Genomic DNA, 24,923 nt, shown 5'->3' on the forward strand with positions numbered 1-24,923 from the left:
TCAGGCCCCTGTCGCCGCATCCTCCGCGAGGCTATCGGTCGCGACGTGAGCGTCGTGTCGCACTACCTCGCGGCGGAGGACGCGCCATCGGTCTCGGGCGCCACGGGTGCCTGGGGCTCGGTCTGCGTCCGCGCCCAGTCGCCGACACTCCGGCCACTGGCATCGCGAGCCTCGGGAGAGGCGCCCTTCTCGCGGAGCTGGTCCACGACTTCCCGCCGCCCGAAGAGGGAGGCGAACATCAGCGCCGTCTGGCCCAGGCTGTTGGCCTGGTCCACGGCGCACGGCTGTTGGTTCAGCAGCGCGACGACGTCGCCGTAGCCCTTGAAGGCCGCGCCCATCAGCGCCGTGTTGCCGCGCTTGTCGCCCGCGCATGCATCCGCACCCGCCGCGAGCAGCGCCCGCACGGTGTCCAGATGGCCGTGGTACGCCGCGAGGATGAGCGGCGAGAAGCCCCGCGAGTCGCGAGCCTCCACGGGGGTTCCGGCCTTCAGCAACCCCGTGACAATCTCCGTGTCACCGACGCGCGCGGCGGCGAGCAGGTAGTTCTCCGCCTCGCTCGTGGCCAGCATCCGCCCCTGGGGCGCGGGCTCCGCGCGCAGGGACCACCAGGCGGCCGTCAGCACCGCGCACACCAGCACCAGGAGACCGAGGGCTCCGAGCAGCACCTTGCGAAACATGGTCGTCCTCCAGACGAAGTCGGATGAGAAGGCCGGGGCGGGGGAGGCCACCTCGCGGGGAGCGCGCCTTCCCTGGCCACGCCCCGGCCGTCTCTCAAGGGGGCCCGGCGACACCCTGGCGCCGAGACCCGTGTGAATCACCGCGAGCTTCAGCGCGTGGCGAGCGGGGCCACGGCGGCGCGAGCGTCATCCACCTTCACGCCCACCGCGTTGGCCAGCTTGGTGCCGTACTCCGCGTTGGCGACGTAGAAGTGGCCGACCATGCGCGCCTTCACGCGGGCGTCACGCACCTGACCCAGGTCCGCGGCCAGGTTCTTCACCAGCCGGTCCTTCGCGGCCGCGTCGAGCGCCGTGTAGAAGGCGCCCGCCTGCGAGAAGTTGTCCGTCTTCTCGATGGGCTGCTGCTGCGTGGTGCCGGACAGCGCGGCGCGCGAGAAGAGGTCGGCGGGGGACTCCTGCGACTCACGGGCGATGCTCGGCTCGTAGTTCACGTCCGACTTCGTGTTGGCGATGTTCATGCTGCCCGCCTGGTTGTTGCTGTTCACCGAGGCGCGCGAGCGGTTGACGGCGAGGGACTGGTAGTTGGCACCCACGCGGTAGCGCTGCGTGTCCGCGTAGGAGAAGAGCCGGCCCTGGAGGAGGCGGTCCTCGGACGGCTCGATGCCGGAGGGCTGTACGCCGGGGGAGAACGCGGCCTGCTCGGTCTCCTCGAAGAAGTTGTCCGGCATCTTGTTGAGGACGAACTTGCCCAGCTTGACGGAGGGCACCTTGTCCTCCGGCCAGATCTTCGTCGGGTCCAGCGGGTTGAAGCTGAAGCTGTCCAGGTCCTTGGGGTCCAACACCTGCGCGGACAGCTCCCACGCGGGGAACTTGCCCGCGCCAATGGACGCATACAGGTCCGTCGTCGCGTGCTGGTGGTCCTCGCCCGCGGTGCGCGCGGCCTCCTCGGAGGTCAGGCTCTTGACGCCCTGCTGCGAGGCCCAGTTGAACTTGACGTAGCGGTACTCACCCTTGGCGTTGACGAACTTGAACGCGTGGACGCCGTGCCCGTTCATCTGGCGGTAGTTCGCCGGGATTCCGATGTCCGAGTACACCTGTGTCAGCATGTGCGTGGACTCGGGGATGTGGGAGAAGAAGTCGAAGAAGCGGTTCGGGTCCTGCTTGTTGTTGATGGGCGACGGCTTGAGCGAGTGCACCATGTCCGGGAACTTGATGGCGTCGCGGATGAAGAAGATGGGCAGGTTGTTGCCCACCAGGTCCCAGTTGCCCTCGTCCGTGTAGAACTTGAGCGCGAAGCCGCGTGGGTCTCGCAGCGTCTCCGGCGAGCCGGACGGATGGATGACGGTGGAGAAGCGCACGAACAGGGGCGTCTTCTTCCCCTTGCTGGAGAAGACCGACGCGCGCGTCAGGTTGGAGAAGTTGCCGTAGCTCTCGAAGACGCCGTAGGCGCCCGTGCCGCGCGCGTGGACGACGCGCTCCGGGATGCGCTCGCGGTCGAACCGGGCCAGCTTCTCGATGAGGTGGAAGTCCTCCAGCAAGATGCCGCCGCGAGGGCCGGCCGTCTTGGAGCTTTGATTGGTGCCCACGGCGGCACCGGTGTCCGTGGTGAGGGGCGGCGGATTGGCCGCGAAGGCAGGACCACTGAGCAACACGGCCGACAGCAACAGGGAGCGGGTTTTCATTCGAAGTCTCCTCTCGGGGGATGAGGCGGACCGCTCCAGAGCACGCGCCGTGCCGATTCCTGGATTCCAATAAATCCAAAGGCTTGTCACGAAGCCAACAGCGCCACTCACCGGCATGTCGGTGGAAACACCGCCTGCTCGGTGCAGGGGAACATCGCTTTTTCGGTGCGTTGGCTCCAGAACCGATAATGCGGTGCGGCAGCGCGTTCGGGGTCTGCTTCGGCGCTTCCTGTAGGCGTTTGGGCGGGTAAGGTGCGCGGATGCCTGGCCCGTTCATTGACGACGCGCAGATTGCGCACGCGCGCACTCTGGCGGAAGAGATCGTCAACCCGATCTTCGACCTCATCCGCCGTAACACCACTGTATCCATCGAGCGCACCGTGTTGCGCTTCTTCGGCATTTCCGGGGCCGGCGCGCGGGGGGTTCCGCTCGCCAACCTGATGGTCGACAAGCTCAAGGCCGCCGGGGTGCTCAACCGGGGCGCCGCTTATTGGTATGGCCGGGCGCTCCAGTTGGGCGCCAAGAGCCCGCTGGAGGCCGTGGAGCGGCTGACGGCGCTGCCGACGGACAAGCTGGGTCCCCTGTCTCCGGAAGTCGAACAGAACCTCCGCGCCGAGGTGCGCGCGGAAGCCCGCTCCGCCCTGGAGGACATGAAGTCCCGCCTCGCCGCGCGCGACGCGCTCCGCCAGCAGTTCCCCATGTCGCCGGCGCCGCACAAGTACGTCATCGTGGCCACGGGCAACATCTACGACGACGTGGACCAGGCTCGGGCCGCGGCCCAGGCGGGTGCGGACGTCATCGCCGTCATCCGCTCCACCGCGCAGTCCCTGCTGGACTACGTGCCTCACGGCGCGACGACGGAGGGCTACGGCGGCACGTACGCCACCCAGGAGAACTTCCGCATCATGCGCGAGGCCCTGGATGAGGAGAGCCGCAAGCTCAAGCGCTACATCCAGCTCACCAACTACTCGTCCGGCCTGTGCATGTCGGAGATCGCCTTCTGCGCGGCCTACGAGAAGCTGGACATGCTGCTCAACGACGCGATGTACGGAATCCTCTTCCGCGACATCAACATGCGTCGCACCTTCATCGACCAGTACTTCAGCCGCCGCATCTGCGCGCTCGCCGGCATCATCATCAACACCGGCGAGGACAACTACATCACCACCGCGGACGCGTTCGACGCGGCCCACACCGTCATCGCCAGCCAGTTCATCAACGAGTGCTTCGCCAAGCGCGCGGGCCTCAAGGACTGGCAGCTGGGCATCGGCCACTCGTACGAGATCGACCCGTACCGGGACGACACGCTCCTGTTGGAGCTGTCGCAGGCGATGCTGGTGCGCCGCTGCTTCCCGGACGCGCCGCTGAAGTACATGCCGCCCACCAAGCACAAGGAGACGGACATCTTCTTCAGCCACGCGTACGACGTGATGGCGGACCTGGTGGCCATCTGGACGAAGCAGGGCATCCAGCTGCTCGGCATGATGACGGAGGCCATGCACACGCCGCTGCTCGCGGACCGCTTCGTGGCGCTCAAGTCCGCCAACTACATCCACCGCGCCGCGCGGGGCATCGACGAGGAGTTCACCGTTCGCGAGGACGGGAAGATCGCCAACCGGGCCCGCGAGGTGTTCGGCCAGGCGATGAAGCTGCTCCAGGAGTGCCGCGACGAGGGCATGGTGGCGGCCATTGGCAAGGGTCACTTCGGCGACGTGAAGCGCGAGGAGACCGGCGGCAAGGGGTTGGATGGCGTGATGGAGAAGGCTCCCGATTACTTCAACCCGTTCCTGGAAATCCTGGAGGCAACATGATGCTCGGTACCATCCTGACCGTGGTGATGGCCGCGGGCGGCTCGGCGGACTCGCTGGCGCAGTTCCAGGTGAAGAACGTGGGCGTGCAGGTGCCCGCCGCGTGGAACCGCTCCGTCGAGGACGGGACGACCAAGTTCACCGCGCCCAGCGGCGATGCGTACTTCCTGGTGGACGTGGGCTCGGTGCAGACGGCGGGCATGAAGGCCCAGGTCTGCGTGGACAAGATTGTCGCCGGCATCGGCGGGGCCAACTGGGAGCGCCTCAAGGTGGGCGGGCAGCCGGCGGCCAAGCGGCTGGACTCGGACAATTCGACGAACGGCGGGGTGGTGGACACGGTGACGTACGTCGGGTGCGATGGGCGCACGACGTGGTCGGTCGTCTTCCACCTGGAGCAGCGCAAGAAGGAGCGCTTCGCCGCGCTCGCCGACAAGGTGGGCACCAGCGTGAAGATTCAGCGGGCCGGGGGGAAATGATCCGATGGTGAAGCCCAGCAAGCAGATCATCCGTCCCTACGGAGACCGTCGGGACGACGGCGTGGTGCAGCTGTCGTTCACCCTGCCGGTGCCCCTGTCGGAGAAGGCCAAGGAGGCCGCCGCCGTCTTCACGAAGAAGATGGGGTTCTCCGACGTCAAGGTCGCCGCCGCCGAGCGCGCCGCCGACAATTACACGTTCTTCATCGTGTACGCCCGCTCGGGCATGTACCTGGACTACGCCGAAATCGACGTGCCGGAAGTCGTCGTGAAGAAGATGTCCTTCGACGACCTCAACGCCTTCATCAAGGAGAAGGTCGGCCGTCGCATCGTCGTGTTCGGCGCGTGCACGGGAACGGACACTCACACGGTGGGAATCGACGCCATCCTGAACATGAAGGGCTACGCGGGCGACTACGGCCTGGAGCGCTACCCCGGGTTCGAGGCGTTCAACCTGGGCAGCCAGGTGCCCAACGAGGACCTCATCAAGAAGGCGATGGCGAAGAAGGCCGACGCCATCCTGGTGAGCCAGGTCGTCACGCAGCGCGACGTGCACAAGGACAACTCGCGGCAGTTCATCGACGCGGCGAAGGCCGCGGGCATCCACGGCAAGGTGCAACTGCTCCTGGGTGGCCCGCGCGTGGACCACAAGCTGGCGCTGGAGCTGGGCTTCGACGCCGGCTTCGGGCCGGGCACCAAGCCGTCCGACGTGGCCAATTACATCGTCCATGCGCTCCTGAAGAAGGAAGGCAAGGAGCCCAAGGACGCGCACTACCAGGGAGAGCCGACGTGAGCACTGGGACGAAGGCCATCATCCGCCTGCGCATGAGCAGCCACGACGCGCACTACGGCGGCAACCTGGTGGACGGCGCGCGCATGCTGGGCCTGTTCGGCGACGTGGCCACGGAGCTGTGCATCCGGGCGGACGGCGACGAGGGCCTGTTCCGCGCATACGACTCGGTGGAGTTCCTGGCGCCGGTGTACGCGGGAGACTTCATCGAGGCGGAGGGCGAAATCATCAGTGCGGGCAACACGTCGCGGAAGATGCGCTTCGAGGCCCGCAAGGTCATCCGGCCTCGCACGGATGTGAATGATTCGGCGGCGGACCTGTTGCCGGAGCCTGTCGTGGTGTGCCGTGCTTCGGGCACCTGCGTGGTTCCCAAGGACAAGCAGCGAGGCCAGCGATGAGCACTCCCATGGTCATCACCGCGGCGATGGTGGGCGCGGAGACGACGCGCGAGCAGACGCCGCACCTGCCCATCACCGCCGAGGAGATCGCCGAGGACGCCTTGCGCTGTCGCGAGGCCGGCGCGGCGATGGTGCACCTGCACGTGCGCACCGCGGACGGCAAACCGTCCCAGGACGCGGAGCTGTTCCGGGCCGCCATCCGGGCCATCCGCAAGCGCACCGACGTGCTCATCCAGACGTCCACCGGAGGCGCGGTGGGCATGACGGTGGACCAGCGCTGTGGCCCGCTGACGCTCACGGGAGAGGACAGGCCGGACATGGCCACGCTCACCACGGGCACGGTGAACTTCGGCGAAGAGGTGTTCTGGAACCCGCGCCCGCTGGTGCGGGACATCGCCAAGAGAATCAAGGCGCTGGGCCTCCGGCCGGAGCTGGAGTGCTTCGACGTGGGCATGCTCGACGAGGCCCGCTATCTGGCGAAGGAGGGCCTGGTGGACCTGCCGGCGCACTTCGACTTCGTGCTCGGCGTGCCGGGCACGCTGCAGGCGCGGCCGGAGGTGCTGGACTTCATGATTGCCTCGCTGCCGGAGGGGAGCACCTGGACGGTGGCCGCGGTGGGCCGTCACCAGCTTCCCTTCGTGGACGAGGCGGCGAAGCGAGGCGGCAACGCGCGGGTGGGCCTGGAGGACAACATCTACGTGTCCAAGGGCGTGCTCGCGAAGGGCAACTGGGAGCTGGTGGCCGAGGCCGCCAAACGCGCCCGGGCCCATGGCCGCGAGCCCGCGACGCCAGAGCAGGCGCGCAAGCTTCTGCGCCTGAGCTGATGAACTCCCGCCGACGCGCCTTCCTCGCGTCGGCGGTTTTCTTTTCCATGTCAGCAACCGCGGGCCTTTTGCGTCGGCAGCAGCCGGACGCCACCCGTCTGTCCGGATTCCGGCGCGACAGGGCCCCATGTCTTCCGAGGAGCCATCTGAATGGACACGGAGCTGAGGGGCAAAGGCGTCCTGGTGACGGGCGGCGCGGGCGGTATTGGCATCGCGCTGGTCCGAGCGTTCTCCGACGAAGGCGCGAAGGTGGCGGTGCACTACCGCTCTCGCGAGGCGCAGGCGCGAAAGCTCGCCAGTGAGGTGGGCGGCGCGGCGGTGGGCGCGGACCTGACGGTGGAGGCGGAGGTGGATGCCCTCGTGCCCGCGTCGGTGGCCGCGCTGGGCCGGCTGGACGTGCTGGTGTGCAACGCGGGTGTGTGGCCCGCCCCGGATGAGCCCGTCTGGGAGATGTCGTTGGCGCGCTGGCGCCGCACGCTGGCGGAGAACCTGGACAGCGTCTTCCTGTGCTGCCGCGCGTTCCTCCGGCACGTGTCCACCACGGGCGTGGGCAACATCGTCATCGTCAGCTCCACGGCGGGTCTGTTCGGCGAGGCCGGGCACGCCGACTACGCGGCGGCGAAGGGCGCGCTCGCGAGCGGCTTCGTGCGCAGCCTGAAGAACGAGCTGGGTCGCATCGCCCCGCTGGGGCGCGTCAACGTGGTCTGCCCCGGCTGGACGGAGGTGGACCGCAACCGCGCCAAGCTGGAGGCCGAGGGTTTCGTGAAGCGGGTGACGCGCACCATGCCGTTGCGCAAGGTGGGCCAGCCCGAGGATGTCGCGCGCGTCGTGGTGACGCTCGCATCGGATCGCATCTCCGGCCATGTGACGGGTGAGGTCATCACCGTGGCGGGAGGCATGGAAGGAAGGGTGCTGCATGACGACTGAGTCCGTGGACGTGCGGAAGTACAATCGCGAGGCGTGGGACCGGCAGGTGGCCGCGGGAGACCGGTGGACGGTACCGGTGACGCCAGAGGTCATCGCCGCGGCGAAGCGAGGGGAGTGGAGCATCGTCCTCACCCCGACAAAGCCCGTGCCGCGCGAGTGGTTCGGTGATGTCACCGGCAAGCGGGTGCTGTGTCTGGCGGGCGCGGGCGGACAACAAGCGCCAGTGCTCGCGGCGGCGGGCGCGCGGGTGACGGTGTTGGACAACTCGCCCGCGCAGCTCGGTCAGGACCGCAAGGTGGCGGAGCGGGAGGGCCTGGAGCTGCGGCTGGTGGAGGGGGACATGAAGGACCTGTCCGCATTCGAGGACGGAAGCTTCGACCTCATCTTCCACCCGTGCTCCAACGCCTTCGTGGACGACGTGCGGCCCGTCTGGCGCGAGGCCTTCCGTGTGCTGCGTCCGGGCGGCGCGCTCCTGTCGGGCTTCAGCAACCCGGTCATCTTCCTGTTCGACCCGGACCTCCAGGAGCAGGGGGTGATGCAACTCAAGTACAAGATGCCGTACTCGGACTTCACCAGCCTCACGGATGCCGAGCGCAGCAGGTACACCGACAAGGGTGAGCCCCTCTGCGTGGGGCACTCGCTCCAGGACCAGATGGGCGGACAGCTCGACGCGGGCTTCCTCCTCGCTGGCTTCTTCGAGGACCGGCACGTCGCGGGCGACAAACTCTCCGAATACTTCGAGGGTTTCATCGCCACCCGCGCGGTGAAACCCGGCGCGCCCTGAGCACCCGAGCCTTCGCGACACAAAAGTGGGTTGCGCTGAGGGTCTGAAAAGACTCCCATGCGGGTTGTCCTGGAATCCCCAGGACTTCCCGCAAGGAGCGCAAATGCGTACACCCTGGCGTATCTCCTCGTTCTGTTTCGTGAGCCTCGCGCTGCTGGGCGCGGGTTGTGAGCCGGCGCCGTCGCCGGTGTCGTCCGAGTCAGGCGCGGTGTTGGAGCAGAAGAAGGACCGCGCGGTGGGTGACGTGAAGTTGTTCTGCGAAATCCCGCAGGACGGCAGCTACTTCGAGCTGAAGCAGACGGCGACGGGCTACGAGGGCGTGGTGGCGACGCAGGTCTATGACCCGTGGGACTGCCGCTGCATCTACCTGAAGCGCGAGGTGGTGGGGCAGTACACGTCCTGCCAGTTCGCCCCGTCGGACCCGCGCATCGTGAGCTGCTGGCGCCGCGAGCCCAATGGGACGATTGGGAAGATGGGCATGTTCTCCACGAAGGTGACGCGGCAGTCGCTCGTCATCGGTGGACCCACCCAGGAGGTGTCGGACCAGCTCCTGGATATCGGCGTCGTCAACCAGGACCCGGGCCAGACGCCGCGGCGCGACTTCTCCTACGCGCTCAATGACTGCACGGCGGGCTAGCGAGCACGAAGGGGGAGGGGAGGTGCTCCAGCCCGGTGCCGGAGCGTGGATTTAACCTTCTCCTCCGCGCGGGGTTCTTCCAGGCAACGAGGACGCGAGCGGGAGTGCCGCTCGCGTCCAGTTCAACCCACTGGAGAGCCTCACCATGCGTCAGAGTTTCCTGCTGCGTTCCCTTGTCACGGCTTCGCTCCTGTTCTCCGTTCCGGTGCTCGCGGAGGACACCGCGCCCGCGCCGCAATGCAAGGAGGGCCACCACGGGCGGCATGGCCACAAGGGCATGAAGGGAGAGCGGAAGCTCGCCCGGATGGAGCACCGCTTGGACCGCGCGGTGTCCGAAGGTCGCCTCACCCAGTCGCAGGCGGACCAGTTCAAGACGGAGGCCCGCCAGTTGCGAGAGGAGCTGAAGGCCCAGCGTGACGCGGCCGGCGGTCAGCTCTCCGAGGACCAGCGCCTCCAGGCGCGTGAGCGCGTCCGTGCCTTGCGCGAGAAGGTGAAGTCCGCCGTGCAGGCCACCGCGCCCACGAAGACCTGAGTCAGAAAGGCAGCGGGTTCCCATGGAGCGTGAGGCCTTCCCAAGACAGGCCAGACGCTGACCCCGGCGGGCCGTGCCGCACCCGCCTCCCGCCGTCATCACGGAACCCGCGGTTCCAAGATGGAGATCGTGGTGGAGGCCGCCTGAAGATTCTCGACGAGCGCAGAGGGGCCCTGGAAGCAAGCGGCCTCGCCGACGACGCGCACGCGCGGCGTGACGGACCTTGGGGAATCGCGCAGACTCGTGGCACGAGGTCTCGCATGCGACTGGTGGTGTCCCTGGTGGTGTTCGTGTCGCTCGTCGGATGCGGTGCGCACTCGTCGCGCGCGTTCCTCGGCGACGCCGCGGCTCCTGCTCCCTCTCGAACTCCCGTGGACGACGCGGAGTTGCTCCGGGTCCAGGCCCGCGCCCGCTACATCGTCGAGGCGGAGCGTGCCGCCATTCGCGCCACGGACGTGCTGATGGAGAGCAAGGACGTGGACCTGAGTCCCGCCCGGATGCAGATGCACGTCACCCTGCCTCACGAGGGCGCGTGGTACGGCCTCTTCGGCCGGGTGGACGACGCGGGGACCTTCATCCCGGCCTACGCGTTGAAGGCGCCGCACGAGGAGCCCGAATGGATGGAACTCATCCCCGTGGACACGCTTCCCGTCGACTTCAGTCCCGTGGCTCGGGCCGTGAAGACGGCGAAGCAGATCACCGTGGAGACCTTCGGGCGAACCAGCGTCAACCCGGTGGTCGTCCGGGAGGCGTCGGGCGACATCACCGTGTACACGCTGCAGGGCACGCGAGATCCGAAGCGCTTCTTCTACGGGGGTGACTTCCGGTTCCGCTTCGCTCCGGATGGCAGGACGCTGCGCGAGCAGGTGAAGCTGCACCCGAGCGTCATCGCGGTCGACGTCGCGCCCATCACCGAGGATGCCTCGCGGATGGATGCCCACCTGCACCAGCACTTCAAGGGGCCGCTGGAGACGGAGCTGGCCCTGCTGATGCTCTATCCGGAGCTGACCTCGCTGGCGGTGGGCCACGTGGACACGGCGGTGACCTACGTCCTGTTCCCGGATGGCAGCATCAGCGTCGTCACCGAGGACAATCCCGCGACGAGGCGAGACCTGCTGTCGGATGGCACCTTCGCGCCCGCGCCCGATGCGGCGAAGCCTCCGGAGCCGGAGGCCTCCCACGAGCAGGCGCCGTGAGCCTCAGTCGCGCAGCCGCTCGGCCCACGTGAAGTACACGGTCCGCGCCTCCACGAAGGGGTCCCTGAACAAGGCGCGGACTTCCGCCTTCGCCAGGCGCCCCTCGTCGAACGCGCGGTAGAGCCTGTCTCCGAGCAGGTAGCCCAGTGCGTGGCTGACGCCATGGAACAGGCGGTCCTTGCGCAGGGGCAGCAGCTTCACCGCCTCCTCGGGCGCCTCCAGCTCCGCGGCCTTGTGCGCCAGCACGAAGGCGGAGACCTGCCGCTCGACGCCTCGGCTCTCGCCGAAACGCTTCGCCCACTCGGCCAGCCCCAGACACGTGCGTCGCGGGTTCACCAGTCGGGAGCCGAAGAACCCCAGCGCCTCTTCCATGCACCGCGCGTAGAACGCGTCGGACGCCGTGCGAGGCGCCTCCATCGCGCTGCCCACCGCGCAGTGCCGCACGAAGTGCGCGGCTTCTTCCGCCGCGTGGTTCAAGGACAGCGAGGCAAGATAGGCCGTCCGCGCTCGGGGGATATAGCTGCTCTCCCGAGACAGGATGTGGCGGCGCAACTGGGACAGCTCCGCCTGCGTGAAGCGCCCGCGCCGCTGGATGCGCGCCAGCACGTCTCCGTCCGCCACCGTGGCGACTTCCACCGACTCCAGCGCGCGCACCACCGGCACACCCGCGAGCCGGCCGATGAGCGCCGCCATCTCCCGGAAGCGCTCCGAGGCGCCCCGGTCCATCAACGGTGAGTCTCCGGCCTCTGCTTCCAGGTAATCCAGGAAGCTTTGCTGGCAGACGACAGGGGAGGCGTTGAGCAGGCACACGGTGTCGTCCGCCAGCTCCACCGCCTCGGCCACGCCCATGCGCCCGTCGCGGGCCAGCCGCCACCAGACGCCTTCCGCGTTCTGGTAGACGACGAGGCCTCGTCGCGTGTCGTCACCGAGCGCGCGCTCCACCTGCGTGGGCAGGTGACACGGCGCCACGTGGTACTGGCCCACCAGGACGAGGACGAGCGGACGGTCCTCGGCTCGGGCGACCCGCGCGATGCGCTCCGCGGCGTAGGCATCCCTCAGCGCGAGCGAGCGTTCACCCTGGGCGCGCCGGTCGATGCCCACGACTTCCAGGCGGTGGCGCCGGGCGAAGGCGAGCAGCGTGCGCAGCGTGGTGCCCGGGCCGAAGCCCGCACCCTCCGTTTCACCGCCCAGCCGCGCCAGGAGGGAGCGCTCCGAGAGACGTCCCGTGCGCCAGGCATCGAGCGAGGCCTGGTGTCGGCCCTCGATGCACTCGAGGGCCAGGACGACGCGGCGACCCGAGGTGAGCGCGCGTTCGACGAGCTCCAGGTAGGTCTGCTGCGCCAACGGCAGCGTGTGGTAGTCGCCCACGTACACCACGTCCGAGGCGCGCACGCGCTGGTGCACCTCGGTCAGCGGCAGGACGCGCCGATAGCTGGCGGTACGCCGCCGGTAGCGGGCCTCGTAGGAGCGGAAGGCATCTGTCTGCCCGTCCACCACGCGGGCGATTTGTGCCCGCTGACGACGGAAGAGGGCAAGGTGCAGGGCGAGCGAGTCGCGCATGGAGTGCGGCGATCCCTCGCACGGCCCTGAAGGCCCGGCAAAAAATCAGCGGCGAGTGGCCCGGGGGCTCCCTTCCTTGACTCGGGGATCGGGGCAATGGACCATCCCCCTCAGCTTGAAGAACACACTCGCGCGCGCGACCCTCCTCAGCTTCGTGCTCTTCCTGGCGGTACCTGTCCGTGCCGAGGAGCCTTCTCTTCTTCACTCCGCACCGACCCGCGCCGAGCCCAAGCTGCCTCTGCGGCTGGACGGTACGCTCGTGGAAGGCGGTCGCATCCTGGAGATGTACGTCCGCTACCGCGGCCCGGGCGAGCCGTTCGCCCGCGTGCTGATGGAGCGCCAGTACGGCGACCTCTATCGCGGCGTCATCCCCGCCGAGCACATGGTGCCGCCGGGCGTCGAGTACTACGTCGAGGGCCTCACCGCCGACGGTGAGCGCATCCCCATCTTCCAGACGGCCGCGCGGCCCGCGCGCGTGTTCGTGGCGGGCGACGTGTCCGCGACCGCGAGCCGGCCCGCGACGCCGGAGCCGGCGCCTTCCAACTCCGCCGACGAGCGACCGTCCACCCGGACGCCACCTCCCGAGCGCACCCGGACGCCGCCGCCCACGAGCAGCACCTCCGACGACGATTCGATGGCGGCCCTCACCGCGGACCTGCCCTCCGATGTTCCGCCGCCGAAGGCGTCGTCGCGGGACACCCGCACCCCCTCGACGTCGCGCGAGCCTCCGCCTCCGACGCGAGGAAGCGCGACCACCTCACGCGAGCCCACTCGAGGGACGCGAGAAGCGCCCCCGCGTGAGTCGGGGACCTCCCGCGACGCGACCGCCCGCGAGGCTGGAACCTCACGTGACGCGCCCACGCGAGAGGCTGGCACTTCACGCGACGCACCCATTCGTGAGCCCGTGGCCTCGCGTGACTCCTCCCGGGAGTCCTCGACGCGCGACACGTCATCCTCGCGAGAGTCCTCCTCGCCGCGCGAGAGCGCGGTCGTCGTGCCGCCGCGCTCGGAGCTGGAAGAGGACATGGCCCTCTACAGCGCCGAGGACACCCTGGCCCTGGCCACGCGCCACGAGGAGAAGGTCCGCAAGGTGCCCGCCATCGCCGCCTCGTTCGGCCGCGAGCAGATCAGCGCGCTGGGTGCCCGCACCGTCGCCGACGTGCTGGACGTGGTGCCCGGGCTCACCATCAGCCGCGACGTGCAGGGCTTCCATCGCACGGCGGTGCGCGGCCTGCGCAATGACGCCGAGGTGCTGTTCCTGCTCAACGGCCATCGCCTCAACAACTTCTTCGACGGCAAGGCGCTGATGAACCTGCCGGTGGAGAACCTGGAGCGCATCGAGGTCATCCGCGGTCCGGGCTCCGCCCTCTACGGCGCGGGAGCCTTCCTGGGCGTGGTGAACATCGTCACCGACACCTCGGATGGTGTGCGCACGGCCGTCTCCGCCGGAGGCTTCCCGGAGAAGGATGACCGTCTGGCCATCACCGTCAACGGGCATGCGTCGGCGGGAGAGACCTTCGGCGACCTGCGCCTCTTCGCGGACGCGGACGTGTGGAACCAGACGGGTGACTCGAACGTCATCGAGCACGACGGCCTGGATGACGAGTCCACCTCCCAGGGGCTTCGCGCGGTGGAAGACCCCGCGGGCAAGACGCGGGATGACCGCTTCCTCCTCAACCTGGGCGGTGGCGCCACCTACGCCATGGGAGACGCGGGGCGCCTGGGGGCCTCGGTGCGCTTCCTCACCGAGAACCGCACCGCCCTGATGGGCCTCTTCGACACCGTGGGCGAGGACTCCGAGCTGAAGTGGAACGTCCTCATGGCGGACCTCCAATGGGAGCGCGCCATCGGGTCCTCGGTGCTGCTGCGCGCGCGGGCCGGGTTCGACCAGCAGTCCACCGACCGCCTCTTCCAGATCACCCCCCTGAACTTCCGCACGGGCCCGGACGCCAACCAGCTCTTCGACAAGGGCCTGCGGGAGCGCACGCGCATCTCCGTGCGTTCGATCACCGGCGGAGTGGACGCGGACATCTCCCTGTCCGCCAACAACCGGCTGTCGCTGGGCGCGGTGGTGGAGCAGCAGTCGCTGGGCGACTACGACTACGAGACCAACTACACGCTGGACGCGCGCGTGCGCCCGGAAGGCTTCACCGCGCCCGAGGGCCTCACGGACCTGCTGGGCCTCGCGGATGGCGCCGCGTCACGCCGGCTCATCGTGGGCTTCTTCGCGCAGGACCAGTGGACCGTCATCACCCCCCTGACGCTCACGTTCGGCGTGCGCGTGGACGCCACGCAACTGCCCACCGTGGACGGCTCCGGCACCATCACCGGCACCAGCTTCGTGCCCAGCATCAACCCCCGCGTGGGCCTGGTGTTCTCCGCCACGGACGCCCTGGTGCTCAAGGCCCTGTACGGCCGAGCGTTCCGCGCGCCCACGCTCCAGGAGCTCGTGGAGCGCATCCCGGACACGACCTACAACCAGGGCCGCTTCGAGGGAAACCCGCGCCTGCAGCCCTCCACGGTGGACACCTTCGAACTGGGCGCCGACCTCATCCAGTCCGCCGGAGAGGCCCGCGTGCGGCTGCGCGCCAACGCGTACCTGGAGCTCTTCGACTCGCCCATCATCCCGGTGGACACGTCCGGCAACATCGTCCCGCTGCGCAACCGCGAGCTGGGCGTGCGCGTGTACGGCATCGAGGGTGAGGCTCGCCTGGAGGCCTCCAAGCGCGCCAACGCCTGGTTCAACGCGAGCATCTCCCGCGCGCAGGACATGGAGCTGCCCTCGCAGTCGCGCCTGCTCACGGATACGCCGCAGGCCCGCTTCAACGCGGGCGTGTCCATGCCCATTGGCGCGTGGGTGAACTTCGACGTGGTGGTGCGCACGGGCGCGGAGCGACGCAACAACAGCCGCTCCGTGCTGGAGCTGGTCCGCCGCTACAAGATTCCCGCCTACAGCCTCATCACCGCGCAGATTCGCAGCGAGCCCATCGCCGACATCTGGGAGGTGTCGCTGGTGGCGCACAACGTCTTCGACCATGACCTTCGCGACGATGTTCCCCGCCCGGACCGCGTCACCGGGAGCCTCCCTCGCGAGGGCATGTCCGGCTACCTCACCGTGAGGGCCCACTTCTGATGCCGCTCCCCAAGTCCATCATCGCCGCGCTCGCGTGCGCCCTGGCGTCGCCTCTCGCCGGGTGCATCTCCTACAACGACTCGTGCCAGCCGCTCGTCGCGGACCCGGATGCCGTCGTCGGCTACCTGGGCCAGGACGTCCAGCTCGACAAGCCCTTCACCCGGCATGACAACAACGCGCTGGCGCAGTTGGTCGCCGATGCGTTCCTTCATGCCGAGGACGGCTCGGTGCGGCCCGCCGTACTGGGCGTCGTCAACGGCGGCTCGCTGCGCGCGGAGGGCCTCTGCTACACGCGCATGGCGCTGCGCAAGGGACCGCTCACCGACGGCGTACTCCACGAGGTCATCCTCTTCGAGAACCTCATCGTCACCGTGGACCTCACCGAGCGCGAGGTCGTGGGGATGATGGAGAACAGCGTGGGCGCCCTGTACGTGGAGGGACAGCTCATCGCCTCGCCCTCCGGCGCCTTCCTCCACGTGTCCGCGGGGACGTCGGTTCGCGTGGACTGCTCACGCCCCAAGGGCGAGCGGGTGCGGGCGCTGACAGTGGGGGGGCAGCAGATTCCGCTGCCGCCTCGCGACGACGCGAGCATCCGCTATCGCGTGGCCATGCCCAGCTTCCTGCTCGAGGGGGGCGACGGCTACGGCACGGTGTTCGGCAATGCCGGTCAGGACCCTGACCGGAACCCGGTGCAGGCGCGAAAGCTGGGCGGCACCGACGCGAACATCGCCTCGGCGTACATGCGGGAGAAGTACCCCACGCCCGTCCAGGCGCTCTCCGAGGAGCCTCGCGTCGTCTTCGAGAACTGCGCGCTGCCCGCGAGGCCCGCCGGCGGGTGAGTGCCGGTGGGCCGCTCGCGGGGCCCTTCAGGACTTGGGCTCGTCCGGGTTCGGAGCGGCCGCCACCATGCTCGGTGGGGTCGCGGGCGCCGCCGCCGCCGGGCTCGCCACGACAGGGGCGGGACGCGGTGGAGGAGGCGAGCTGAGCACGTCGTTGACCGACGGCATTCTCCGAATCTCCGCACGCGCGACCTTCCACGCCTGCTGGACAATCCAGGAGAGCGAGCGGTCCTGCCTCGTCGCCTCGCGCTGGATTTCCTCCAGCATGTCCTCGGGGAAGTAGAGGCTTTGTTTGCGGTGGTCGGTGGTGGCCATGCCTGCGCTACTCCTCGCGCGGGTCCTGGCGCTCGTCGCCAGTCACGTCGTTGACGGCGGGGAACGACTTGATGCGCTCGCGGGCGATCTTCCACGCCTGCTGGACAACCCAGGAGAGGGAGCGGTCCTGTCGATTCGCTTCCTCCTGAATCTCCTTCAGCATCTCCTCGGGGAAGTACAGCGACTGCTTGCGCTTGTCGGTGCCTGCCATACTTGAGTCTCCGGGGCGGATTCGAGGTGACGACCTGAACACACCGGGGCCGTTATCCGACAGACGCCCAAGAGGGTCAACGGTTTCGGAGGACTCATTCCGCGCTCGCTGGGTCCTCGCCCGGGCACGTTCAGTCAAGCCTGACGTATCCAACTGTGCGCGAAAAAGGAAACGCCCCGGCCCTCGCGATAGGAGGACCGGGGCGTCTCGGAAAGAGGGACCGCCGGGAGTGGATCTCCCAGCGGACCCGTGGGCCCAGAGGGGGAGGGGGGGGACCCCTAGGCCCAACACCTTGAAAATTCGACCGTCCCCTCAACAACTCCGGGGGCCGCGCATATTTCCTCTTCCGAGTCCGCGCCCATCCGGTGTGACGATCATAAGAACCAGCCCCCCTGCCTTCAACCGCACGCGCCTCTGTAACCCTGTTACCCGACACTCCATTCCCCCTGTCAGATGTCACGCACTGGACCCACGACACGTTTGCTGACGACGACGCTGCTCGATGCGTACGCGCGCCTCGGGTTGGAGGGCCGCTCCGTGCTGTGCGCCGTCTCTGGAGGCGCGGATTCGGTGGCCCTGCTCGTCGGCACGGCGAGCGTGCGAGAGCGCCTGGGGCTGCGCGTGGAAGTCGCCACGGTGGACCATGGCCTGCGCCCCGAGTCCCGAGCGGAGACGCGGGCCGTGGCGTCGCTCGCCGCGAGGCTGGGGCTGGAGTGTCATGTCCGCGAACTGGCGCTGAAGTCTGGAGCGGGAGTGGAGGCGCGCGCGAGGCATGCGCGGTACGCGGCGCTGGAGGAGGTGCGGCTCGCGCGAGGGTTGTCGGTGGTGGCGACAGCCCACTCGGCCACCGACCAGGCGGAGACGCTGCTGATGCGGCTGGCCCGGGGGACGTCCTCGCGAGGCGCGGTGGGCATCCACGAAGCGCGTCCCGGGCTCGTCCGGCCGCTCTTGGAGCGCACGCGCGAGGAGCTGGTGAACTTTCTGGCCGAGCAGGGCGTCGAGTATTGGACAGATGCGATGAACGCCGACCCGGCCTTCTTCCGGGTGCGGGTCCGAACGGACGCCTTGCCCGCGCTCAGCCGGGCGGCCGGCTTCCGGGTGGACGCGCGGCTGGCCTCATTCGCGCGGCTGGCCGCGGAGGACGAAGCGCTGCTGAGCGAGTTGGCGGACGCGGCCTGGCACCGCGTGCGGCTGTCGGAGGGAGGATTGGATGCGGTGGCGGTGCGCGCGCTGGAACCTCCTCTGCGGCGCAGGGTGCTCGCCCGGCTGCTGGCCGAGCATGACGTGGTGACGGATGCGGGGACGGTGGAGCGCGTGCTGCGCGCTGTGGAGCAGGGCGGCTCCGCGCCGGTGGGGCGCGGCTCGAGGGTGCGAGCGACGGGAGGGCGGGTGCGCTGCGTGCCTCAGGTCGCCGGCGCGCGAGCCTCGCCGACGCTGTGTCTGGAGGGGGCGGGAGCCACGGGCGTGCTGGAGGGGACGGGGTGGGCGTTCCGCGTGGCGGACCACGCACCTCCCGAGGGAGTGCATGGGCTGGCGCTGGCGGGGGATGTGAACTGGCCGCTCACCGTGCGGACACGCAAGCCGGGGGACAAGGTCCGGATGAGCGCGGGACAACGCCGGCTTCAAGATGTGTTGGTGGATCTTCGAGTGCCCGCGGAGTCGAGAGATTCGCGGCCGGTGGTGCTGGACGCCTCGGGCACAGTGGTGTGGCTTCCGGGACTCTGGATGCCTCCGCCCGGCAGGGCGGATGTTTCCGGACACTACCTGTGGGCGACACCCCCGGGTCCGAGCATTCAGCGGACCCCTTCGTTATAGAGTGGAATGAGAGTTGTCGGGGGTTGGTCGCGGCCCCTAAATAGTTGAGGGCGTTTTGCTGTTGCTGATACGGTCCGACGACAGGGGAGCTCGCCTGGTGTCGGGCAAACGACTGAAAAGGCTGGGTTTCTCCCGGCGCGGCCCTCATCCCGCCGAGTACCGAAAGGGCAGCTGACACGTGCGTTCGACTTACAAGACCATCGGGCTCTGGGTCATCCTGATCGTCCTCTTCGTCGCCTTCTACAACTTCTTCTCCCAGGGCAACGACCAGGTCCAGGAGCCCTCCTTCACCCAGCTTCTGACGAAGGTGGAGGAGAAGAAGGTCAAGGAAGTGGCGGTCAAGGGCAACACCTACTCCGGCAAGTTCGTCGACACGAGCGAGAAGTTCCGCACGACGGGCCCCGCGCCGGACGCGGCCATGCTGAACCAGCTCCGCAACAACGGAGTGGACGTCAAGTATGAGCGGGAGGAGCAGAACAGCCTCTGGCTGACCATCCTTGGTCAGTGGATGCCTGTCGTCTTCCTGTTCCTCTTCTTCATCTTCTTCATGCGCCAGCTCCAGGGGGGCAGCGGCAAGGCGATGACCTTCGGGAAGTCGAAGGCCAAGCTCCTGAGCGAGAGCCACAACAAGGTCACCTTCGCGGATGTGGCCGGTGTGGACGAGTGCAAGGAAGAGCTGGAGGAGATCGTCGCCTTCCTGAAGGACCCCAAGAAGTTCACCAAGCTGGGCGGTCGCATCCCGAAGGGCGTGCTGATGATGGGCCCCCCGGGAACGGGCAAGACGCTGCTCGCGCGGGCCGTGGCCGGCGAGGCGGGCGTGCCGTTCTTCTCCATCTCCGGCTCGGACTTCGTGGAGATGTTCGTGGGCGTCGGCGCCAGCCGAGTCCGCGACTTGTTCGAGCAGGGCAAGAAGAACGCCCCCTGCATCATCTTCATCGACGAAATCGATGCCGTGGGTCGTCACCGTGGCGCCGGTCTGGGCGGTGGGCACGACGAGCGTGAGCAGACGCTCAACCAGCTCCTCGTGGAGATGGACGGCTTCGAGTCCAACGACGGCGTCATCCTGATTGCCGCGACGAACCGTCCGGACGTGTTGGATCCCGCGCTGCAGCGTCCGGGTCGCTTCGACCGCCGCATCGTGGTTCCGCGTCCCGACCTGAAGGGCCGCCTGGGCGTGCTGAAGGTGCACACCCGCCGCGTGCCGCTGGCTCCGGAAGTGGACCTGGAGGTCATCGCTCGCGGTACGCCGGGCATGACGGGCGCGGACCTGGAGAACCTGGTGAACGAGTCGGCGCTGATGGCCGCGCGGCAGAACAAGGAGCGCGTGGACCTGAGCGACTTCGAGGCCGCCAAGGACAAGGTCTTCATGGGCCCGGAGCGCCGGTCGATGATCATGACCGAGAAGGAGAAGAAGAACACCGCGGTGCATGAGGCGGGGCACGCGCTGCTCGCCAAGCTGCTGCCGGGGTGCGACCCGCTCCACAAGGTCACCATCATCCCGCGCGGTCAGGCCCTCGGCGTCACCTGGAGCCTTCCCACCGAGGACAAGGTCAACGGGTACAAGAAGCAGATGCTGGACCAGATCGCCATGGCCATGGGTGGCCGCATCGCCGAGGAGCTGCTCTTCAACGAGATGAGCAGCGGCGCGGCGAACGACATCGAGCGGGCCACCGAGACGGCGCGCGCCATGGTGTGCCGCTGGGGCATGAGCGAGAAGCTGGGGCCCCTGGCGTTCGGCAAGAGTGACGGCGAGGTGTTCCTGGGCCGCGACTTCAACTCGTCCAAGGACTACTCCGAGGACACCGCGCGGGAGATCGACTCCGAGGTTCGCGCCATCGTGGTGGGCTGCTACGAGCGCGGCAAGGGCCTGCTGACGGCGAACCTGGACGCGCTCCACCGCGTCTCCGACGCCCTGGTGGAGTACGAGACGCTGGACGCCGAGGACGTGAACATCCTCCTGCAGGGTGGTCAGCTCACCCGTGAGCGCCCGCCCCCGCGCGTGAATGCGCCCCCGAAGGCGACGGAGAAGAAGGACAAGCGGAAGATCCTCGACGCCCTGGATGGGCTGCCGAAGATGGAGCCGAACAAGGCGTAGTCTCGACGCTGTCCGAAGTGACGAAGGCCCTTCCCGCTGTCGGGGAGGGCCTTCTGCTTTGCGGGCCGCGCTCGGGTTTGCTTCCAGCGGCCAGGCGCGTGGCTCACGGGGTAGGGTGGCGCGGTGCCCTGGAGTCACTTCCCATGATTCGTGCCCGCCCCATCAGCGCCGACCGCGCAGAGGACCTGACGCTGGCCTTCCGGCGCATGGGCCTGCCCACGCCCGCGCGCGAGTACCTGCTGGAGAAGCTGCCGCACGCGCAGCTCCTGCTCACCGGCCTGACGAGGGACGTGGGCAGCTTCCTCCACTCGCTCCCCGAGCGGGCCCTCGTGCCTGGCCGCGAGGAGCATCCTTCGTGGGTCTCCGGTGACGTGCGCTCACGTCCCGGCGTGGGGCTGCTGTCGGGCCGTCGCGAGCAGTTCGAGCGGCTCATGGCTCTGGCGCGTGGCGAGGGCGGCGTGCTCGCGGAGCTGGCGAGCGCGCTGGAGCGCGGCCTGGATGCTGGGAAGTTGCCCGGGTCGATGGTGCTGGGGGATCGCACGTTCGAGTGGGGCTCGCGCACCTACGTCATGGGCGTGGTCAACGTGACGCCGGACAGCTTCTCGGATGGGGGCCGCTACCTGAGCGCGGAGGCGGCCATCGCGCATGGACTCGCCCTGGCGGAGGCGGGCGCGGACCTGCTGGACGTGGGCGGTGAGTCCACGCGCCCCGGCTCCCAGGCCGTCACCGCCGAGCAGGAGGTGGCCCGCGTGCTGCCGGTCATCGAGGGACTTCGCGCTCGCACCTCCGTGCCCCTCTCGGTGGACACCACGAAGGCCGAGGTGGCGCGCGCGGCGTTGAAGGCGGGCGTGCATCTGGTCAACGACATCACCGGCTTTCGCTCGGACCCGGAGCTGGCCCGCGCCGTGGCCGAGTCCAACGCCGCCTGTTGCCTGATGCACATCCAGGGGACCCCGGACACCATGCAGCAGGCTCCGCGCTACGAGGACCTGATGGACGAGGTGCTCGACTTCCTCGACGACTCGGTGCGGCTGGCGACCTCGGCGGGCGTCGCTCGCGAGCGCATCCTGCTGGACCCTGGCATTGGCTTCGGCAAGACGTTCGACCACAACCTCTATCTGCTGCGGCGTCTGGGGGAGCTGCGCGTGTCGGGCCTGCCCCTGCTGGTGGGCACCAGTCGCAAGGGCTTCCTGGGGGCGCTGACGGGCGGCAAGCCGGCGGGCGAGCGGCTCGCGGCGACACTGGGCTCCGTGGCGGCGATGGCAGTGTTGGGTGGCGCGGATGTCGTCCGCGTCCACGACGTGGCCGAGGCGCGTGATGCGCTCGTGGTCGCCGATGCCATCCGGTCCGCCCGTGATGGAGGCACCCTGCTCGGACGGTGAGCGTGCGTGGACGAGGGGCCACGCGGCGTGGCCCTCGTGGTGTGGGCCCCGCGGGTGGGTCCTGGTATCGTTTTCGCACCGTTGTTCAGGGGTGATAGAGCCTGCAAGGCCGGGCCGTTGCCAGGGAGGCGTTGGGGCCCTACCTTCGAGCCCCGGCGGTGGGCGGGGTATAAGCCCCGACGTCGAGCGACCGGCACAGGCCCGGCGTGGGAAAGGTGGAGCGGCACCATGGCGTACAGGATGAACATGCCTCCGAAGGAGGAGCGCACGACACAGAAGCTGTTCGGTACGGACGGGGTTCGCGGAAAGGCGAACGTCTACCCGATGACAGCGGAAGTGGCGATGCAGCTCGGGCGGGCACTCGCGTTCCTCATCCGCAACGGGCCGCACCGGCACCGCGTCATCGTGGGCAAGGACACGCGGTTGTCCGGTTACATGCTGGAGCAGGCGCTCGCCGCGGGCCTGACGTCCATGGGCGTCGACGTGGAGCTCGTCGGTCCGCTGCCGACGCCGGGCATCTCCAACCTCACCACGTCCATGCGCGCCGACGCCGGCGCCGTCATCTCCGCGTCCCACAATCCGTACGAGGACAACGGCATCAAGTTCTTCTGGCGCGACGGGTTCAAGCTGCCGGACGAAACGGAGGGCAAGATTGAAGAGCTGCTCTCCACGGGCGCCATCGACTCCATCCGCCCCACCGCGACGAAGATTGGCCGGGCGTTCCGCATGGAGGACGCGCGGGGCCGCTACATCGTGTTCCTCAAGGCGACCTTCCCCCGCGAGCTGACGCTGGAGGGGCTGACCATCGTCGTCGACTGCGCCAACGGCGCGGCCTACAAGACGGCGCCCGCGGTGCTGGAGGAGCTGGGCGCCAAGGTCATCACCCTGGGCGTGTCGCCGGACGGCAAGAACATCAACCACAAGTGTGGCGCGCTGTTCCCGGAGAACCTGGCGCGCTCGGTCATCAAGCACGGCGCCCACCTGGGCATCGCGCTGGACGGCGACGCCGACCGGCTCATCGTCGTGGATGAGAAGGGCAAGGTCGTGGATGGCGACGCCATCATGGCCATCTGCACCGGCGAGCTGATGGCTCGCAAGCAGCTCAAGAAGAAGGTCCTGGTCTCCACGGTGATGAGCAACATCGGCCTGGAGCGGGCGGTGGCGCGCTGGGGCGTGAAGGTGGCTCGCACGCGCGTGGGTGACCGCTACGTCGTCGAGGAGATGCGCCGCAACGGCTACAACCTGGGCGGCGAGCAGAGCGGCCACCTTATCTTCCTGGACCACACGACGACGGGTGACGGCACGCTGGCGGCGCTCCAGCTCCTCGCGGTGATGTGCCGCGCGGGCAAGCCCCTGAGCGAGCTGGCCTCCATCTTCGAGCCGGTGCCGCAGACACTGGTCAACGTGGTGGTGAAGCAGAAGAAGGAGCTGGGCGAGATGCCGGAGGTGATGAAAATCATCAAATCCGTGGAGCAGAAGCTCGGCAACTCCGGCCGTGTGCTCGTGCGCTTCTCCGGTACCGAGCCCAAGGTCCGGGTCCTCATTGAAGGCGAGGACGCCACGCGCAACGAGGCCTACGCGAAGGACATCGCCGAGGCCCTGTCCAAGGCGTGCAATCGCTAGTCGTCGTTCACGACGGTTGACTTCCGGACGCTGGCCGCGATTAGAGGGGCCAGCGCGTGCCGGGGCCCCCGACAATCCCGGGACCGCGCATCAAGCGAGGTGCGGTCGATGGGACAGCGACTGGGTGTCAACGTGGACCATGTGGCGACGCTGCGGCAGGCGCGGCGCACCACTTATCCGGACCCCGTGACGGCCGCGGCCATGGCGGAGCTGGCCGGCGCGCAGCAAATCACCATCCATCTGCGTGAGGACCGGCGCCACATCCAGGACCGCGACTTGCGCATCCTGCGTGAGACGACGCAGACCCTGCTGAACCTCGAGATGGCGGCCACCACGGAGATGGTGAAGATCGCCTACGAGCACAAGCCGGACGTGGTGACGCTGGTGCCGGAGCGCCGCGAGGAGCTGACGACGGAGGGCGGCCTGGAGGTCGCCGGTCAGCGCGAGCACGTCGCGAAGATCATCAAGAACCTCAAGGACGGCGAAATCACTGTCTCGCTGTTCATCGACCCGGACCTGGACCAGGTGCGCGCGTCGCACAAGGTGAACGCGGACCGCATCGAGCTGCACACCGGACGCTACTGCGAGGCGCGCAACGAGAAGGAGCGCGCGCGGGAGCTGGCGCGCATCGTCGATGCGGCCAAGGCGGGCACGAAGCTGGGGATGGGCGTGGCCGCGGGCCACGGGCTCAACTACGACAACGTGCAGCCCATCGCCCGCATCACCGAAATCGACGAGCTGAACATCGGCCATGCCATCGTCGCGCGCGCCGTGCTGGTGGGCTTCGACCGCGCGGTGCGGGAGATGCTCGACCTGATGCGCAACCCGGGATAGCGCGCCATGGGAATCCGGGGCCTGGGCCTGGACATCTGCTCCATCTCTCGCATCCAGCGCATCATGGACGGGCCTCGCGCGGAGCCGTTCCTGAACCGCGTCTACACCGAGGCGGAGCGCGCCCTGTGTGGCCAGCGCCATGACGCCGCCAGTGCCTATGCCGCGCGCTTCGCGGCGAAGGAGGCGCTGGTGAAGGCGCTGGGCGCGCCTCCGGGCATCCGCTGGAAGGACATGGAAGTGCGCCGCGACGGAGGGGCGCCGTATTTCGCCCTCTCTGGCGTGGCGCTCGAAGTGATGGAGGCGCGGGGGTTGGAGGCGTTCCTCGCGCTCACCCACGATGCCGACGTGGCCGCCGCCACGGTGGTCCTCCAGTCGAAAGGGGCTTGAA

Annotated in this window: 23 protein-coding genes; 18 read left to right on the forward strand and 5 right to left on the reverse strand. The window is 68.7% G+C overall.

Annotation, left to right across the window (positions count from 1 at the left end):
* Positions 1-62: 62 nt before the first annotated feature.
* Together HUA78_RS42225 and HUA78_RS42230 are read right to left on the reverse strand one after the other, a co-directional pair.
* Positions 63-677 (reverse strand): ankyrin repeat domain-containing protein, encoded by a 615-nt coding sequence (locus HUA78_RS42225; protein WP_174462492.1) that lies wholly within the window; start codon positions 675-677, stop codon positions 63-65.
* Positions 678-826: 149 nt separating this feature from the next.
* Positions 827-2,359: a catalase gene (locus tag HUA78_RS42230; protein ID WP_141646623.1), complete on the reverse strand. Its 1,533-nt coding sequence runs from the start codon at positions 2,357-2,359 to the stop codon at positions 827-829.
* 260 nt (positions 2,360-2,619) lie between these two features.
* Between HUA78_RS42230 and HUA78_RS42235 the strand changes: the two genes are divergently transcribed.
* The 10 genes from HUA78_RS42235 (at position 2,620) to HUA78_RS42280 (ending at position 10,728) form a co-directional block, all read left to right on the forward strand.
* Entirely contained in the window at positions 2,620-4,170 is a 1,551-nt protein-coding gene (locus HUA78_RS42235; RefSeq protein ID WP_174478799.1) for a lysine 5,6-aminomutase subunit alpha, read from the forward strand.
* A complete protein-coding gene (locus HUA78_RS42240) occupies positions 4,167-4,643 on the forward strand; it encodes a hypothetical protein (RefSeq protein ID WP_141646621.1) in 477 nt (158 codons plus the stop codon). Before HUA78_RS42235 ends, HUA78_RS42240 begins: the two co-directional genes overlap by 4 nt.
* Positions 4,644-4,647: 4 nt before the next feature.
* Positions 4,648-5,433: an OAM dimerization domain-containing protein gene (locus HUA78_RS42245; protein ID WP_174462490.1), complete on the forward strand. Its 786-nt coding sequence runs from the start codon at positions 4,648-4,650 to the stop codon at positions 5,431-5,433.
* Positions 5,430-5,828, forward strand: coding sequence for a hotdog fold domain-containing protein (locus HUA78_RS42250; protein ID WP_371745792.1), 399 nt, complete (start codon positions 5,430-5,432; stop codon positions 5,826-5,828). Before HUA78_RS42245 ends, HUA78_RS42250 begins: the two co-directional genes overlap by 4 nt.
* On the forward strand, positions 5,825-6,652 hold the full coding sequence (locus HUA78_RS42255; protein WP_174456810.1) for a 3-keto-5-aminohexanoate cleavage protein: 828 nt from the start codon (positions 5,825-5,827) through the stop codon (positions 6,650-6,652). The genes HUA78_RS42250 and HUA78_RS42255 overlap by 4 nt, the downstream gene beginning before the upstream one ends.
* Positions 6,653-6,802: 150 nt before the next feature.
* Positions 6,803-7,579, forward strand: coding sequence for an SDR family NAD(P)-dependent oxidoreductase (locus tag HUA78_RS42260; protein ID WP_174456809.1), 777 nt, complete (start codon positions 6,803-6,805; stop codon positions 7,577-7,579).
* The gene (locus HUA78_RS42265; protein ID WP_174456808.1) at positions 7,569-8,363 is read left to right on the forward strand and encodes a class I SAM-dependent methyltransferase; all 795 of its coding nucleotides are present in this window, start codon (positions 7,569-7,571) and stop codon (positions 8,361-8,363) included. Before HUA78_RS42260 ends, HUA78_RS42265 begins: the two co-directional genes overlap by 11 nt.
* Positions 8,364-8,466: 103 nt before the next feature.
* A complete protein-coding gene (locus HUA78_RS42270; protein ID WP_174462487.1) occupies positions 8,467-9,000 on the forward strand; it encodes a hypothetical protein in 534 nt (177 codons plus the stop codon).
* 145 nt (positions 9,001-9,145) lie between these two features.
* Positions 9,146-9,532, forward strand: coding sequence for a hypothetical protein (locus HUA78_RS42275; protein ID WP_174456807.1), 387 nt, complete (start codon positions 9,146-9,148; stop codon positions 9,530-9,532).
* Positions 9,533-9,792: 260 nt separating this feature from the next.
* The gene (locus HUA78_RS42280) at positions 9,793-10,728 is read left to right on the forward strand and encodes a hypothetical protein (RefSeq protein ID WP_174456806.1); all 936 of its coding nucleotides are present in this window, start codon (positions 9,793-9,795) and stop codon (positions 10,726-10,728) included.
* 3 nt (positions 10,729-10,731) lie between these two features.
* Here HUA78_RS42280 and HUA78_RS42285 read toward each other — a convergent pair whose 3' ends face one another.
* Positions 10,732-12,288: a ChaN family lipoprotein gene (locus HUA78_RS42285; protein WP_174456805.1), complete on the reverse strand. Its 1,557-nt coding sequence runs from the start codon at positions 12,286-12,288 to the stop codon at positions 10,732-10,734.
* A gap of 115 nt (positions 12,289-12,403) precedes the next feature.
* Between HUA78_RS42285 and HUA78_RS42290 the strand changes: the two genes are divergently transcribed.
* A complete protein-coding gene (locus HUA78_RS42290) occupies positions 12,404-15,421 on the forward strand; it encodes a TonB-dependent siderophore receptor (protein WP_174456804.1) in 3,018 nt (1,005 codons plus the stop codon).
* On the forward strand, positions 15,421-16,260 hold the full coding sequence (locus HUA78_RS42295) for a 5'-nucleotidase C-terminal domain-containing protein (RefSeq protein WP_141646611.1): 840 nt from the start codon (positions 15,421-15,423) through the stop codon (positions 16,258-16,260). The genes HUA78_RS42290 and HUA78_RS42295 overlap by 1 nt, the downstream gene beginning before the upstream one ends.
* Positions 16,261-16,287: 27 nt before the next feature.
* Here HUA78_RS42295 and HUA78_RS42300 read toward each other — a convergent pair whose 3' ends face one another.
* A complete protein-coding gene (locus HUA78_RS42300; RefSeq protein ID WP_141646610.1) occupies positions 16,288-16,575 on the reverse strand; it encodes a TIGR04563 family protein in 288 nt (95 codons plus the stop codon).
* Between the two features lie 7 nt (positions 16,576-16,582).
* On the reverse strand, positions 16,583-16,786 hold the full coding sequence (locus tag HUA78_RS42305) for a TIGR04563 family protein (protein ID WP_015350409.1): 204 nt from the start codon (positions 16,784-16,786) through the stop codon (positions 16,583-16,585).
* Between the two features lie 453 nt (positions 16,787-17,239).
* Here HUA78_RS42305 and tilS point away from each other — a divergent pair, with 453 nt between their 5' ends.
* From tilS to acpS, 6 genes are all read left to right on the forward strand, one after another.
* Positions 17,240-18,601, forward strand: coding sequence for a tRNA lysidine(34) synthetase TilS (gene tilS / locus HUA78_RS42310; RefSeq protein WP_174478800.1), 1,362 nt, complete (start codon positions 17,240-17,242; stop codon positions 18,599-18,601).
* Between the two features lie 178 nt (positions 18,602-18,779).
* Positions 18,780-20,696 (forward strand): ATP-dependent zinc metalloprotease FtsH, encoded by a 1,917-nt coding sequence (gene ftsH / locus HUA78_RS42315; protein ID WP_141646199.1) that lies wholly within the window; start codon positions 18,780-18,782, stop codon positions 20,694-20,696.
* Positions 20,697-20,839: 143 nt separating this feature from the next.
* Entirely contained in the window at positions 20,840-22,078 is a 1,239-nt protein-coding gene (folP, locus tag HUA78_RS42320) for a dihydropteroate synthase (protein WP_174478801.1), read from the forward strand.
* A 228-nt stretch (positions 22,079-22,306) separates the two neighbouring features.
* Entirely contained in the window at positions 22,307-23,701 is a 1,395-nt protein-coding gene (glmM, locus tag HUA78_RS42325; RefSeq protein ID WP_141646197.1) for a phosphoglucosamine mutase, read from the forward strand.
* Between the two features lie 108 nt (positions 23,702-23,809).
* The gene (locus HUA78_RS42330) at positions 23,810-24,535 is read left to right on the forward strand and encodes a pyridoxine 5'-phosphate synthase (protein WP_141646196.1); all 726 of its coding nucleotides are present in this window, start codon (positions 23,810-23,812) and stop codon (positions 24,533-24,535) included.
* A gap of 6 nt (positions 24,536-24,541) precedes the next feature.
* Positions 24,542-24,922, forward strand: a complete 381-nt coding sequence (gene acpS / locus HUA78_RS42335; protein ID WP_174478802.1) for a holo-ACP synthase — start codon at positions 24,542-24,544, stop codon at positions 24,920-24,922.
* Position 24,923: the final 1 nt, after the last annotated feature.

This window comes from Myxococcus sp. CA033 (assembly GCF_013336625.1).
Lineage (GTDB): Bacteria > Myxococcota > Myxococcia > Myxococcales > Myxococcaceae > Myxococcus > Myxococcus llanfairpwllgwyngyllgogerychwyrndrobwllllantysiliogogogochensis.